This is a genomic window from Ketobacter sp. GenoA1 (genome assembly GCF_003671475.1).
Taxonomy (GTDB): Bacteria; Pseudomonadota; Gammaproteobacteria; order Pseudomonadales; family Ketobacteraceae; genus Ketobacter.
Genome location: NZ_RCHM01000023.1, coordinates 73,603 through 87,203 on the forward strand (window position 1 = coordinate 73,603; position 13,601 = coordinate 87,203).

Here is a 13,601-nt window from a genome sequence, read left to right on the forward strand (position 1 = left end):
CCACGAGGGTTCCACCAATTATTTGATTACAGAGAAAATTTTCTGTTTATATCGGTGCACAACAGGCAGATTTCAAGACAGGGCGGGCATTTATTTTAGGTGGCTGGATGCCCGCCGCGGCAAGTTGTCAGGCCGGTTACCGGATTAACGGATGGTGTCCAGTGTTTTGGACAGGGTTTCCAGATCTTTCATCTCCAGCGCACCGAGCCGGGCCAGCAGGCTGCGGTGCCTCTCCACACTGCTGCCACCCACCAACAAGCGGCTCATCTCCGGCGCTCCATGGCTTAGTTGCTCCAGCATCATGGGGGTTTTGGGATCGTCCATGGGGTAGCCCAGGCTGATGGCGATGGCACGGGCATCTTTGCATTCCGCGGTGAACAGGATCTCTTCGATGGGTACCGCTGCCCCCAGATAGATGACGTTCCAGCCTCCCTGGGCGGCGATCACCGCTGACATGGTGGCGCCCAATTCGTGCATCTGACCGGGCAGGGTGGCGACCACAATACGGGGGCCCTTGGGATCTGTGTTGGCCTCCAGCATATACCGGCCCAGAAAAGAGCGCACGTGGGCGCTGGAGAAGTGTTCCTGGCAGGTGCGCACCGCACCGCTGCGCCAGAGGTTGCCCACCTGATCCATCAGGGGCGAGATGAAGTTCATCATGAAACCAACCGAACCCAGGCTGACAAAGGCGTGATCCAGAATGCGCTCCAGCTTCAGAGGGTCCAGCTCTATAATGGCCGACACGGCGTCGTTGCGGCATTTTTCCACGTCCAGATCCGCCTCCGACAGGGGTCTGGCCAGGGGGCGCTGAAAGCCGCTGGAGCCCGCGATTTCCCTGAGCTCATCAGTGCTCAGGGCGGCAATGGCGCTGATACGGCGACCCTGTTCTGTAACGCGCCTAAGCAGATTAAGCCGCTCGATGTCGTCATCGGTGTAGAGGCGCTGATTGGATGGGGTTCGTTCCGGTGACACCACACTGTAGCGTCGTTCCCAGATTCGGATTACGTCCGGTGTCAGACCGGTTTTTTCTGCAACGGATTGTATCGTGTGCACTGCGTTTTCCCTCGAATTCTATGGCGCTATTGTAACCATTCAGAACAGGTTCACAATCTGCCGGGGCGGTCTGGTTTCATACTCGTAGAAAATATTGGCGACAATGGTGTCTTCCCCATTGATGCTCATGTTGGTTAAGCCGCTGTAATACAGCAATCGTGGCGCTTGCCCTTGGGCTGTGGGCAATTGGTAGGTGAGCAAAATCGGCTCCACCAACCAGCGCAGGACTGGGTTGGTGGGGGCAACCTTCAGCTCGATGGTGGTTTGGGTGCTGGTCAGCGGCTGCGCGTTAAAGCGGAACCAGTCCAGCCGGGCTGGATTCAGAAAGTTGAATTCTATCGTTTGCCCCGCCACCAGGCGCGGTAACTGATCCTTCAGAAAGGCGTCGAAACCGGCATCGGCCACCACCGGTTCCTCCACCGTAAGCACTTTTTCCTGCCAACGCTGATCAGCCTCACGATGCCGAACCCTGACCCTGCCTTCGCTTATCCAGTGCAGGGATTCTTCATACGCGGCGACTTTATTGTCGAAGGTGAATTCAGGGGCATAGGGGTGTGCTTCATAGTCCAGGGTTTTGGTGGCCAGTAATTCCTCGTTGGGCGACAGATAGCGAACCTGGCTTTGTTGCAAATGACCCTCGGCGTTATACACCTGATGATAGGATTCCACGTAGCGCAGATTTTCACGCCGGGCATCATAGGCATAGCCGAAAATGGTATCCGGTTGCGCAATCAGGCCATTGCACACCAGACAGCTCATGCCTATCAACATTGGTTTCAGCAGACTGTTTGGCATTATTCAGGTCCTCACCGGGTGCTCGCGGCCATTCACTATGACAGCCGCCCCAAAACCGGTTGTCCGCGATAAAGTGGTTTGGCAAACAGCATTTGCACATCACCTATCACGCGCTCTGCAAAGCCGCCCTCGCAGTAACAGAGGTAGTAATCCCACATGCGAATAAACTCTTCGTTGTACCCCAGATCGCGAATCTGCTCTATGTTGTTAAAGAAACGTTCCCGCCACAGGCGCAGCGTTCGGGCATAGTGCGGGGTGATGTCTTCCATGTGTTTGAGTTCCAGATTGCTGTGACGGCCGCTGACTTCGGTGAGGGCTTTGATGGATGGCAGGCAGGCCCCCGGAAAGATGTATCGCTGAATCCAGTCAATATCGTTTTTGGCTTTTTCATAGCGTTTGTCATCAATGGTGATGGCCTGAATCAGAGCCAGCCCGTCTTCCTTGAGCAGCCGCCCCAGGGCGCGAAAGTAATCAGGATAGTATTGATGACCTACGGCCTCGATCATTTCAATGGAGACCAGTTTGTCGTATTTCCCAGTGAGATTGCGGTAATCTTCCTGCAGCAGAGTCACCAAGTGACCAACGCCTTCCCGTTGAATGTGTTGGCGGGCGTATTCATACTGCTGTTGAGATATGGTGGTGGTGGTCACACGGCATCCGTACTTTTTCGCAGCGTAAGCGGCCATGCCCCCCCAACCGGTGCCGATTTCCAGAAGATGATCACCAGGTTGCAGATCCAGCTTTTCACAGATGCGCTTCAGTTTGTAGAGTGATCCTTCCTGCAATGACGAATCCGGGTTGGGAAAAATCGCCGACGAGTACATCATGGTGGGGTCGAGGAACAGTTGGAACAGATCATTGCCCAAATCGTAGTGTGCCGCGATGTTACGGCGCGAGCCTTTTTCGGTATTGCGATTCTTCAGGTGATAGGCAAGCTGGGCGGGTTTCGTCATCAGGGCAAATCCGGAGTCCACCCGCTCTACGGTTGCCAGGTTCAGGCTCATAAACCGGATCACCTTTGTGGTATCCGGAGAAAACCAGTCACCACTCATATAGGCCTCACCCGCGCCGATGCTGCCGCCCAACAACATGTCCACGTAGCAGCCGGGATCTTTGATGTGCAGTTCTGCATGGACCGCGTCTGGGTCAAGGCTGCCGGTAAACGTATGGGTACCTTCGCTATCGATGATAGAGAGGGTTCCATATTCAACCTGTTTGAAAAGGTTGAATATAAGGCTTCGGCAGAATTTTTTCATGCCTTTCACCGGAGCCGCTGTTGTCATCGTTGTAGTGTTCATAGTGTGTGATCCTCAGAAGGTTGGGGATGATCGTGAAACCGGGCGCCTTTGCTCCACAGCCTGAGCGCTTGCCAGTAGATGCTGAAAATGGTTTTGATGGTGACGGCGGGAAACCGCACCAGAATTTTATTTAAATTGAATGAAGTGGCTGCCTGACGATGCAGTTTTAATCCGGCGCTGAAAATCAGGGTGTCTTCCCTGAAGTTTGAAATATAGAGACTGAGATCCTGGTCTGGTGGCGATATTTTCCATTGATAGGTGCAGTCCATGCCCAGAAAGGGTGACACATGAAACGCTTTTTCGGTGGTGAAGTTCTGGGTGGTCGTGGTGCCTTCGGCAAAGGTCAGGACGTAGGTGTGGCGTTGATTCCAGGGTGTGTTGCTGACTTCCGCCACCACGTACTTCAATTGCTCATCATCATAGCAATAATAGAAGGTTGCAGGATTGAAACAGTAACCCAGGTAGCGTACGTGGCCCAGCATAAACACTTTCCCGTGAAATGCCTTGCCGGTTTTGGTTTCTATTTCTTTTTGAACCGCGTGCTTCAAACTCGGCGTTTCCGGATGCAGATAATCATCGCGATGGAAGCTGGCCCAGTTAAACCGTTCCATTGACCAAAACCGGGAACGCTGAAAAAAGTCTGCCAGCTCGTCCAGATCCAGGTACACCATAAACAGGGGATATTGAAACCCGTGGCGAACCTGATCGTTACGCCGGTGCGTTATGACGCCTTGATAGATTGCGCTGCGCATGGAGGTACCACGTTGTCGAAGTCTACGTTAAGGGACCGGGCGACCCGGATGGCACTGTTTACCCCGTCTTCATGGAAGCCGTTAAACCAATAGGCGCCACAGTAGAAGGTGTGTTGCTTGCCGTTGATCTCATGGAAGCGGTCCTGAGCCTGCATGCCTTCTAATGTGAAACCGGGGTGGCTGTAACGATAGCGGCGCAGGATTTTGCCGGGGTCAATCAGTTCATCCTGGTTAAGGCTCACACAGAATGTGGTGTCACTGTTGAAATTCTGCAGGATGTTCATGTTGTAGGTGACCGTGACAGGTTGTTCTGCCTGGCGGGGTATCATGTAATTCCAGGCGGCCCAGCCCCGCTGATTGCGTGGCAAAAGGCGGGTATCCGTGTGCAGCAGCACACTGTTGTCCTGGTAGGGAATCGCACCCAGAACCGTTTTTTCTACTACTGATGGCCGCTCCAGCATCGCCAGTGCCTGGTCGCTGTGGCAGGCGAAGACAACCGCGTCGAACTCGTGACAATCACCATAGGCATCGATCAGGGTTACGCCACGCTCGTGTCTTTGCACGGCATCAATGGTGTGGTTGATGTGTACCGAGCCGCTGAATCTTGCTTTCAGCGCATGAACGTAGCTGCGCGAACCGCCGCTGATCACGCGCCACTGTGGGCGGTTGTCAATGGACAGCAGCCCGTGGTGGTGGAAGAAGCGAACAAAGAACGCCGCTGGAAATGCCATCATGTCCGACTCTGACGCAGACCAGATGGCCGAGCCCATGGGAATGATGTAGTAACGGCAGAATTCCCTGGTGTAGCCGTTGGACTGCAGGTACTCACCCAGGGTGACACCGCAGTCCAGCAAACCATGTCGGTAGTCCTCTATGGCTTGTCTGTTGAAGCGCATGATGTCCTTGATCATGCGCCAGAAGCTCAGGTTGATCAGGTTGCGGCGTTGGCAGAACAGGCTGTTGAGGCTGGCCCCGTTGTACTCCAGCCCTGTTCGGTCGCAGCGCACGCTGAAACTCATTTCCGAGTCCTCGCTGGCGACACCCAGGTGGTCCATAAGACGGATGAAGTTGGGGTAGGTCCAATCGTTAAACACAATAAAGCCGGTATTTACCGGGAACACTTGCCCCTGTGCCTCTATGTCGACGGTGTTGGTGTGGCCGCCAAGGTAGTCTTGCTGTTCAAACAGCGTGACATTGTATTTTTGCTGCAACAGGTAGGTTGTGGTCAGGCCTGAAATGCCACTGCCGATCACGGCAATATTGCTATAGTTCATGTTGCATGTTCCTCGACAAACTGCTGGTAATGCGATGACGTATAAGGTGTGGTGTTTGTCGCAGGCAGCGCAGTATCCAGGTCAGGCCCTTGGGGAAATCAATGTTGTATTGGCCCCGGTTAAGGCCTTGGATAATGCGCTGGGCTGCGGCATCCGGTTGCATCAGAAAGGGCATGGGAAAATCATTTTGCCGGGTTAGCTCGGTATCGACGAAACCCGGATGGATGACGCTCAGGGAAAAACCTTCCGGTGTCAGATCAGCAGCCAGGGATTCCATGAACTGTGTGACCGCGGCTTTCGAGGCACTGTATGCTTCCGCTCGCGGCAAGCCCAGGTAGACTGAGCTGCTGCTCACTGCAACAATGTGAGGTGTTTCAGAGCGGCGCAGCAAATGCAGGCAGGATTCAATGGCATAGACGAAGCCCATGTAGTTGGTTTCGATCATGCGCAGGGCAATGCTGCTGTCGAAATGGCGTACGTCCAGGTATTCACAGTGGCCGGCGTTGGCCAGCAGCACATCCAGTTTTCCAAAAATCTGCTCGATGAACCCGCACACAGATGCCAGTTCAGCCGGTTTGGTTACATCAGCCTGTTTGATGACAATGGCCGGATATTCCCGCTTTAATTGTTCAAGTTTTTCCTGGGATCGGGAGGTGGCAATTACGGTGTTGGTTTTTGCCAGGCGAATGGCCAGCGCTTTACCGATACCGCTGGATGCCCCTGTGATCCAGATAACCTTGTTTTCCAGTAGTCTGTTCATGCTGTCTCCATTGCCTGGGCGGCCTTGAATGCTTGTTTCACGTGTTCAACCGAGCTTTTGTGATCCACAATGGGCAAGGGATAACCCACCAGCTGACGTTCCATGGGTGAGGGGTCGTGGATTTGTTTCGGCCCCAATTGCGCAAGCTCAGGTACCCAGGCTCTGATGAATTCACCCTGGGCATCAAAGCGCTGCGATTGCCGTATCGGATTAAAAACACGGAAATACGGTGCTGCATCGGCCCCTGTGGAGGCAGACCATTGCCAGCCGCCATTGTTGGCGGCGTAGTCGCAGTCGATCAGCCTGTTCATGAAATACGCCTCACCCAGCCGCCAATCAATAAACAGCTGTTTGGTCAGGAACATGGCCGTTACCATGCGCAGGCGATTGTGCATCCAGCCTGTCTGGTTCAGTTGTCGCATGCCTGCATCCACCAACGGAAAACCGGTTTGTCCGGATTGCCATTGCTGCAAAAGCGTCTGGTTTCTGGACCAGGGAATGGACTGGGTTTTGGGGTTAAAGGCCACACCTTTACTGAGCTCGGGATAATGGAACGAGAGGTGTTTGTAGAATTCTCGCCAGATCAATTCACTCATCCAGGTGAGCACACCCTGGTTGCCCGAATCCCATTCATAGTGGTTGGCGTAGAGGGCCTGGCGCAGGCAGCTGCGCAATGAAATGGCACCCACCGCAAGGTAGGGAGACAGCTGACTGGTGCAGTTCAAGGCCGGAAAGTCGCGGGTACTTTTGTAGCGCTCAATGGCCTGTAGGGTGAACTTATCCAAGCGCTGATGGGCCTGCTTGCTGCCCGCTATCCAATGGGCATTGGCTGCGGTTGGAGCCTGCCAGGACAAAATTTCCTCATCCGGTGTGGATTCCATACCGATGGCGCGGCGTGCGCCGGGAGCGGGCAGCGGGGCAAGGTTTGATTGTGCCGCCCGGTGTATCCAGGCGCGCTTGAACGGTGTAAAAACACGGTAGGGGGTGTCTTCACCGGTGAGTACGTCGGTCGGCGCCAGGATGGTTTGATCTTGGTGGAACCTGAGCTGTGTATGTTGCTGCAGAAGCGCCCGGGTTGCGTGTTGATCCCGTCGTGCTTCATTGAATTCCAGTTCACTGTTGGCGTGCACGGTGCGCACACCGTATTGTCGAACCAGCTTGCTCAGCACCTGGACGCTGTTATCGTAGTCGCTGCCCAGCAGTGCAACCAGGGGAATGTTGAGCCGGCTCAGGTCGTGCTTCAGGTGCACCAGTGTTTCCAGAGTGAAGCGCAACTTGGTGTCACCGACCTGATGTTTGCGCTGTTGTTCCGGGGTGTAGATATAAATGGCAATCACGGGATCGTCGCCGCTGCAGGCGGCGGCAAGAGCCGGATTGTCATCGATGCGCAGATCGTTGCGAAACCACACAGCCTGGGTCATTGGGTCTCTCCTAGTGGATGTGGCTGCGCAGCCCCAGCTCGTGGGGGTACGGGGCCAGGTAGAATTGCTGGAGAGCGTACTGGTTCTGTTCGACATCCCGCGCCAGGTGGTGCTTGAGCAGAGCAATGGGAACAATCAGTGGTATTACCCCTTTGCGGTAATCTTCGATGCTGGTGAGCAGTTCGTGCTTATCCTGCTGATCGAGTTTTTTCTTCAGATAGCCCATCAGGTGCTGGAGCACGTTACAATGGGTGCCGCGCTCAGGTGGTGTAGCCAGGGCCGTCATCAGTCCGGAAATGTACAACCGCGCTGTTTCCTGCAGTGTGTCTTTGTCCAGCTTGGCAATCAGCCGGCCCAGCTCCCGATAGGCCTTGTAGTTCCGTGACATCACCAGATATTTATGGCGGCTGTGAAATTGCACCAGGGCGTTGGCGGTCATACCCTGCTTGGTCAGTTGTTTCCAGCGATGCAGTGTGAACACCCGCATGATGAAGTTCTCGCGTAAACCGGCGTCGTTGAGCCGGCCCGATTCCTCTACCGGCAAGAGCGGCCTGTTCTCCATCAGTGACCGGCTGAACAGGCCGCGGGTTTTATGGACGGGGTTACCGTTGGGCAGGTACAGTTTGACGCCGTAGGCACCGCAACTGGGTGAGTTGGGGGTGGCAATAAAGCCGCAGATGTCCGGCTGTGCGGCAGCGTAGTCGTTGCCCCGGGCAATCAGTTTGGCACTGTAATCCCGTTCTGGGTCATCGGTTTCCACCGCCCGTACGTCACCGTCGTAGTCCACCAGGCGAATGGGCTTGCGGGGCACACTCATGCCGATTTCCACTTCCGGGCAGGTGGGAACAAACTCGAAGTATTCGCTCAGTACACCGGTACAGAAGCGGTTGTGTTTGTGATCACCGTTATAGCGGACGCTGTCACCCAGCAGGCAGCGGCTGATTCCTACAGGGATTTTTGCAAAGGCTTCTGTCATTGGTTTGTCCATTTAGTGTCTTAGACGAAACCAATTATAGGTAGTTTATGTGTCTTTTATCAAAGTATTGTCTATAAATTGTCTATCTGCTGGGCGAGAGCAGCTAAGTGATTGAAAGACAAAAAAAAGCCGGCGGAGCCGGCGATGGAATTTTGCGGGAAGAGCAATGTCAGGTTTTGTACAATGAACGGGCTTTGGATTACGCGAAATACATGTTTTCGAGGTATTCTTTCAGAGCGTTGAAGCTGGTGGCTTCCTCTGGGTGTGTGATTTCAAACAACAGCGTTGCGGATTCCTTGAGTGTCATATTGTGCCTCCAGGCAAGTCTGTATGGAATATCAGCGAAATGATTGATCGCAATATGTATACAGCAACGGCCGTGCCAGTCAGCTATGCTTGAAAGATAACGTAATGAATTAAAAGCAAAAAAGGCAGTATTTGGATACAGGCTGAGGCGGGCTATGGCCCGGCTCGCGGTGTATTTGAGGGCAGCCAGTTCAGTTTCAGTTCACAATGGGTGCATTAAGGTGTGCAGAATGTTGTTTGAGTTTTCCCCCTTCATGAAAGTAAAACACCACATTCTCGGTTTGGCTTTGATGGTGCTGTTCAGTGCAACGGCGTTCGGGCAAAGTAAAGCCGAGCATTGGCTGCTGGCGGAGGTCAGTTCTTCCGATGCGGCGCAGATTGTTATTAAGAAAACCGGCGGCAAGGTACTCAAGGTAACGGAAGAGGAAAGAAACGGGCGCGGGGTATACCGGGTCAAGGTGTTGTTGCCGGAAGGGCGGGTAAAGACCGTGTTCGTAAGCAAGGAAACCGGCGGGATTGGAGGCTAGATAACCGTGCGCGTATTGGTGGTAGAAGACGAGCAGCACCTACGGGAACAGTTGGTGACCGTGTTACAGAAAAAGGGCTACAGCGTTGATCAGGCCGGGGATGGGGAGGAAGGTCAGTACTATGGTCGGGAGTATCAATATGATGTTGCCATTGTTGATCTGGGCTTACCCAAACTCAGTGGTATTGAGTTGATTCGTGATCTGCGCAGCAGGAATATCAATTACCCCATTTTGATTCTCACCGCCCGCGGACATTGGCAGGATAAGGTGGATGGCCTGGAAGCCGGGGCGGATGATTATGTGGTGAAACCTTTCGAAGTGGAGGAGGTACTGGCGCGCCTGAATGCCCTGATCCGGCGTTCTGCCGGTCACGCCAAACCGGTGGTGTCGGTGGGCGGTATCGAGTTGGATACGGCCGCGCAGAAAGTGTCGTTGCAGGGCGCTCCGGTGGAACTCACCAGCTTTGAATACAAAGTATTGGAATATCTGATGCTGCGCCCGGGCGAAGTGGTTTCAAAAACAGTGTTGACCGAGCATATTTACGCCCAGGACTTTGACCGGGATAGCAATACCATTGAGGTGTTCATTGGCCGCTTGCGCAAAAAACTGGATCCCGACAATCAGCTGAAACCCATCGAAACCCTGCGAGGCCGTGGTTACCGTTTTGCACTGGAGGCATAAATCTTGTTGTCTCTGAGAGTCCGGTTTGTGCTGGCGGCAGCATTGATCCTGGCGCTTTTTTCCGTCAGTGCGGGCTGGATACTGCGGGAGTCTTTTCAAGCCAGTATCCTGGACCGTGCCCGTGAACAGTTGAAGCTGCAGATGTTTGGGCTGATTGCTACGGTCGATTATGAAGCCGGGCAACTGGTGATTCCTGATACGTTGGCGGATCCCCGGTTTAATCAACTGAACTCCGGGCTGCTCGCCACCATCCTGCATCAGGGTAAACCGGTATGGAAATCACGCTCGGTTTTGGTGGAAGTGTTTCCGGATCCTCCCTTATCTGAACCCGGGCAATGGATTTTTCGGCAGGTACAGGATCAGGCAGGTAAAAACTACTATCAACTTTCCATCAGCGTCTATTGGGAAGAGGATTCTGCCGCGACTCCTTATACCTTTGTGGTGCGTGAATGGGATCAGCCTTATGTTGCGCAAATCAAAAGTTTTGAAAATACGCTCTGGGTTTGGTTGGGTGGTTTGGTGGTGGCGGCGATCGTTCTGGTTTTTGGCTTGTTGAACCTGGGGTTTCGTCCGTTCCGTCGATTGGCGTCAGAGCTCAATGGTGTGGAGCAGGGGCGCCAGCAGCGCATTGATCGAGTCTACCCCCAAGAAGTCATGCCGGTGGTGAACAATCTCAATCGTCTGGTGGAGCATGAGCGCTCGATGCGGGAACGCTACAAGAACAGCCTGGGTGACCTGGCCCATAGCCTGAAAACGCCATTGGCGGTGTTGAAAGGGCTGGAGCTGGAATCCCCGCAGACATGGGCACAGCAGGCGCAGACGTTGCGTGACCAGGTGCTGCGGATGGATGAGATCGTCAATTATCAGTTGAAGCGCGCCATATCGGCGGTACCCCAGGTCAGTGGGCAAGGGGCAGTGTTGTTGGACATGTATGAGCGGATGAGCAAGGTGCTCACCAAGGTACACAGCGATAAGACCATTCAGTTTGAGCAGGATATCCGCTCAGGTTTGCGCATGCCCTGGGATGATGGCGATACGCTGGAGGTATTGGGCAATCTTATGGATAACGCCTGCAAGTATGGTGGTCATCGTGTACGGGTCAGCGGGCGCATTCAGGGCGGGCAGATCCGGGTGGCGGTGGAAGATGACGGCCCCGGAATAAAAGACGGAGATGAAGACCGAATCCTGAGGCGGGGGGTAAGGCGGGATGAACGGGAAACCGGCCAGGGTATTGGCTTGGCGGTGGTGGCCGATATTGTTTCGGCGTCCGCCGGCACACTCACTATCGAGCGTTCCAGCCTGGGGGGCGCCTGTTTTCTGATTCGGCTTCCTCTTAATTGGTGAGTACGGCCATGGTCAGTGGGCGTCGGTGTCGTAGCTGAGCCAGCGGTTGATCGCAGCGATCAGAATAGCCTGGTTGAACGGCTTCTTGATGTAATCATTCATACCGGCACTGATGCAGTTTTCCCGGTCACCGGGGTTCGTATTTGCAGTTACCGCGATGATTGGAATGGACGCATTGCGGTTGTTCAATTGGCGAACCTGGCGGGCGGCTTCAAAACCGTCCATGATCGGCATCTGGCAATCCATAAACACCAGGTCATACTCACGTTTTTCCATCATGGTCACGGCTTCCTTGCCATTACCGGCGGCGAATACCTGGAAACCCAGCTTTTTCAGCTGGCCTTCCATCACCAGTTTGTTCACATAGTTGTCTTCCACCACCAAAATGTCGATTTTTTCCGGTTTGATGGTATCTGAAATCTGATTGGCCTGGCGGTATTGATCTTCCGCCGGCTTGAAGGCCAGAGTCAGTACCACCTGTGTCCCCTCATTGACGACGGAGCGGAATTCCAGCTTGCCCTGTAACAGGGTCACGATTTTCTGGCACAGAGCCAGGCCGATACCCAGCCCGCCTTTGCGGCGGGTTAGGGAGCCATCGGCCTGTTTAAATGAATTAAAGATGTCGGATTGCAGGGATTCCGGTACTCCGCACCCGGAATCGCGGATGACGAACTGCAGCTTTTCCAGCTCATCATCGCCGGATTGCAGGTAGGTTACCTCGAACCGGATAAAGCCCTGATCGGTAAATTTGAAGGCATTATCCAGCAGGTGATCCAATAGCAGGCGCAACTTGTCTTCGTCACCTGCCAGCGTCATGGGGATTTTGTTATCCAGTTTGAAATCGAAATCCAGATCCTGCATCGACGCCCGCCCCCGGTAATGCATGGCGATTTCCTGCAGACATTCCTTAATTCGAAACGGGAACTCATTGGGTTTGGCGATCCCGGATTCCAACTGGGTGTAGGTCAGAATGTTTTCAACCATACCCATCATATCGCGGCTGGAGCGGCTGATGGTACTCAGGTATTTGACCTGTTCAGTATTGAGATCCGTGTGCTCAAGTAATTCGTAGGCGCCGAATATTCCGTTCATGGGAGTGCGCAGTTCGTGGCTGATGGTGGAAAGGAACTCATCTTTAAAGCGGTTGCTGGCAGCCAGTTTGGCGTTGGTTTCTTCCAACCGGTGTTTTGCCTCCTGTTCGACCTGGATGCGCTCCGCCTGCAGCACATTGATGCGGTCGCCCAGCGCCAGCCCTAACAGGATTGTTTCCACCAGTGCGCCCATGTGTACGCTGAACAAGGTGATTTTATTGAGTGGAAACACCCCGGATATGGTCAGCACCCAGCAGGCGCTGCCGATGATGACACTGATCCAGGCAGTGAGGAAAAAACGCGCCGTTTTCAGCCCCCGCATCAACCCCAGGGTGCCAGCAGACAGGCCAGCAAAGCAGAATATTATCGTCAATAGATTGGCGGAATTGGGCAGCATCAGTTTGCCGGTCAGCAGGATCAGTAGGATGTCGATACCTCCGATCAGAATCAGAAAGCTGAACGCTTTGTGGTGCAACGGCATGTTGTCGCGGGTGTTGAGAAACTTCTGGCAGAAGATGGCACCCATGCAGACGCTGAACAGCGTCAGAATGAAATGGATTCGGTAGGAAGCCAGGAACTCGTTGCCCATAAACAACATTTCCCGCAGCAGCCCGTCATGGGACAGGGTCCATAACCCCAGGGAAGTGATGTAGGCCACGTAGTAGAGATAACTGCTTTTACGGGTGGAGAAATACAGAAACAGGTTAAACAGGCCCATCACCAGAAAAGCGCCGTAAAACAGCGAGGACAGCGCCATCATTACCCGTTCGCTTTTTAACTGGCTGTTGGGGGTGCGCAGATGCATGGGAACGAACAGGGGAGAATCGCTGTTGACCCTGAGGTACAGCGTTTGCCGGTCATGGCTTTGCGGAATAAGGAAACAGGGGCGGGAACAATGCAGTTTGCTGGTCATGGGGTCGCCGTACCCCGACATTTGTTGATCCAGCAGTGTGTTTTCGGCAAAGCGGTACAGTGTGATGTGTTTGAGGTGCGGGTAGCCCAGCTCCAGAATCATGTCTGAGTTGCCCTCAGTGAAATCCAGATCGAATCGGAACCAGAATACGGAGTGGGTTCTGCCCAGATAGGGGGTTTCCACAAACAGGGGCTCAAATTGACGATCGAAGTCCGTTGACCGGACATCCTCCACCAGCAGGGTACCGGAAGGATCCTCCAACATACGCAGATGCCTGCCCAGAGGCAGGTTATTCACTTCGGCGGTGGGTATCGGCGCGAAATTGGAAACGGCACCTGCAAGCGCGCTGGCAAGCATCAGTGTCAGGAACAGTAACGGTTGGAATATGCGAGAATTCAACATGCCCCCAG

General features: G+C 54.0%; 12 protein-coding genes. 3 read left to right on the forward strand and 9 right to left on the reverse strand.

Translation table 11 applies throughout. The features are described from left to right. Window positions 1-144 precede the first annotated feature (144 nt). From D9N13_RS08865 to D9N13_RS08900, 8 genes are read right to left on the reverse strand one after another with little or no spacing between them, the layout of a single operon-like run. Complete coding sequence (locus tag D9N13_RS08865; RefSeq protein WP_290588371.1) at window positions 145-1,053, reverse strand: MerR family transcriptional regulator; 909 nt, start codon at window positions 1,051-1,053, stop codon at window positions 145-147. Window positions 1,054-1,092: 39 nt separating this feature from the next. Next, entirely contained in the window at window positions 1,093-1,848 is a 756-nt protein-coding gene (locus D9N13_RS08870; RefSeq protein WP_290588372.1) for a hypothetical protein, read from the reverse strand. A 35-nt stretch (window positions 1,849-1,883) separates the two neighbouring features. Next, entirely contained in the window at window positions 1,884-3,146 is a 1,263-nt protein-coding gene (locus tag D9N13_RS08875; RefSeq protein ID WP_290588374.1) for an SAM-dependent methyltransferase, read from the reverse strand. Then, window positions 3,143-3,898 (reverse strand): DUF1365 domain-containing protein, encoded by a 756-nt coding sequence (locus tag D9N13_RS08880; RefSeq protein ID WP_290588376.1) that lies wholly within the window; start codon window positions 3,896-3,898, stop codon window positions 3,143-3,145. Before D9N13_RS08880 ends, D9N13_RS08875 begins: the two co-directional genes overlap by 4 nt. Further along, window positions 3,868-5,172, reverse strand: coding sequence for an NAD(P)/FAD-dependent oxidoreductase (locus D9N13_RS08885; RefSeq protein ID WP_290588378.1), 1,305 nt, complete (start codon window positions 5,170-5,172; stop codon window positions 3,868-3,870). Before D9N13_RS08885 ends, D9N13_RS08880 begins: the two co-directional genes overlap by 31 nt. Beyond that, window positions 5,162-5,932, reverse strand: coding sequence for an SDR family NAD(P)-dependent oxidoreductase (locus D9N13_RS08890; RefSeq protein WP_290588381.1), 771 nt, complete (start codon window positions 5,930-5,932; stop codon window positions 5,162-5,164). Before D9N13_RS08890 ends, D9N13_RS08885 begins: the two co-directional genes overlap by 11 nt. Beyond that, the gene (gene phrB / locus D9N13_RS08895; protein WP_290588382.1) at window positions 5,929-7,353 is read right to left on the reverse strand and encodes a deoxyribodipyrimidine photo-lyase; all 1,425 of its coding nucleotides are present in this window, start codon (window positions 7,351-7,353) and stop codon (window positions 5,929-5,931) included. The genes D9N13_RS08890 and phrB overlap by 4 nt, the downstream gene beginning before the upstream one ends. A gap of 10 nt (window positions 7,354-7,363) precedes the next feature. Then, complete coding sequence (locus D9N13_RS08900) at window positions 7,364-8,329, reverse strand: YbgA family protein (RefSeq protein ID WP_290588384.1); 966 nt, start codon at window positions 8,327-8,329, stop codon at window positions 7,364-7,366. Window positions 8,330-8,865: 536 nt separating this feature from the next. Here D9N13_RS08900 and D9N13_RS08905 point away from each other — a divergent pair. From D9N13_RS08905 to D9N13_RS08915, 3 genes are read left to right on the forward strand one after another with little or no spacing between them, the layout of a single operon-like run. Then, window positions 8,866-9,162, forward strand: coding sequence for a PepSY domain-containing protein (locus tag D9N13_RS08905; protein ID WP_290588386.1), 297 nt, complete (start codon window positions 8,866-8,868; stop codon window positions 9,160-9,162). Between the two features lie 6 nt (window positions 9,163-9,168). Continuing rightward, window positions 9,169-9,843: a response regulator transcription factor gene (locus D9N13_RS08910; protein WP_290588388.1), complete on the forward strand. Its 675-nt coding sequence runs from the start codon at window positions 9,169-9,171 to the stop codon at window positions 9,841-9,843. Window positions 9,844-9,846: 3 nt separating this feature from the next. Next, window positions 9,847-11,187 carry an ATP-binding protein gene (locus D9N13_RS08915; RefSeq protein WP_290588390.1) on the forward strand — a complete coding sequence of 447 codons (1,341 nt, stop codon included), beginning with the start codon at window positions 9,847-9,849 and terminating at the stop codon, window positions 11,185-11,187. Between the two features lie 12 nt (window positions 11,188-11,199). Here the strand turns inward: D9N13_RS08915 and D9N13_RS08920 are convergent, their stop codons facing one another. After that, the gene (locus tag D9N13_RS08920; RefSeq protein ID WP_290588392.1) at window positions 11,200-13,593 is read right to left on the reverse strand and encodes a hybrid sensor histidine kinase/response regulator; all 2,394 of its coding nucleotides are present in this window, start codon (window positions 13,591-13,593) and stop codon (window positions 11,200-11,202) included. Window positions 13,594-13,601 lie beyond the last annotated feature (8 nt).

What these genes read in the sequence shown, in the direction of transcription:
- phrB (WP_290588382.1), bottom strand. Translation starts at nt 7,353, where the DNA reads ATGACCCAGGCTGTGTGGTTTCGCAACGATCTGCGCATCGATGACAAT.
- D9N13_RS08880 (WP_290588376.1), bottom strand. Translation starts at nt 3,898, where the DNA reads ATGCGCAGCGCAATCTATCAAGGCGTCATAACGCACCGGCGTAACGAT.
- D9N13_RS08885 (WP_290588378.1), bottom strand. Translation starts at nt 5,172, where the DNA reads ATGAACTATAGCAATATTGCCGTGATCGGCAGTGGCATTTCAGGCCTG.
- D9N13_RS08920 (WP_290588392.1), bottom strand. Translation starts at nt 13,593, where the DNA reads ATGTTGAATTCTCGCATATTCCAACCGTTACTGTTCCTGACACTGATG.
- D9N13_RS08905 (WP_290588386.1), top strand. Translation starts at nt 8,866, where the DNA reads ATGTTGTTTGAGTTTTCCCCCTTCATGAAAGTAAAACACCACATTCTC.
- D9N13_RS08875 (WP_290588374.1), bottom strand. Translation starts at nt 3,146, where the DNA reads ATGAACACTACAACGATGACAACAGCGGCTCCGGTGAAAGGCATGAAA.
- D9N13_RS08900 (WP_290588384.1), bottom strand. Translation starts at nt 8,329, where the DNA reads ATGACAGAAGCCTTTGCAAAAATCCCTGTAGGAATCAGCCGCTGCCTG.
- D9N13_RS08890 (WP_290588381.1), bottom strand. Translation starts at nt 5,932, where the DNA reads ATGAACAGACTACTGGAAAACAAGGTTATCTGGATCACAGGGGCATCC.
- D9N13_RS08870 (WP_290588372.1), bottom strand. Translation starts at nt 1,848, where the DNA reads ATGCCAAACAGTCTGCTGAAACCAATGTTGATAGGCATGAGCTGTCTG.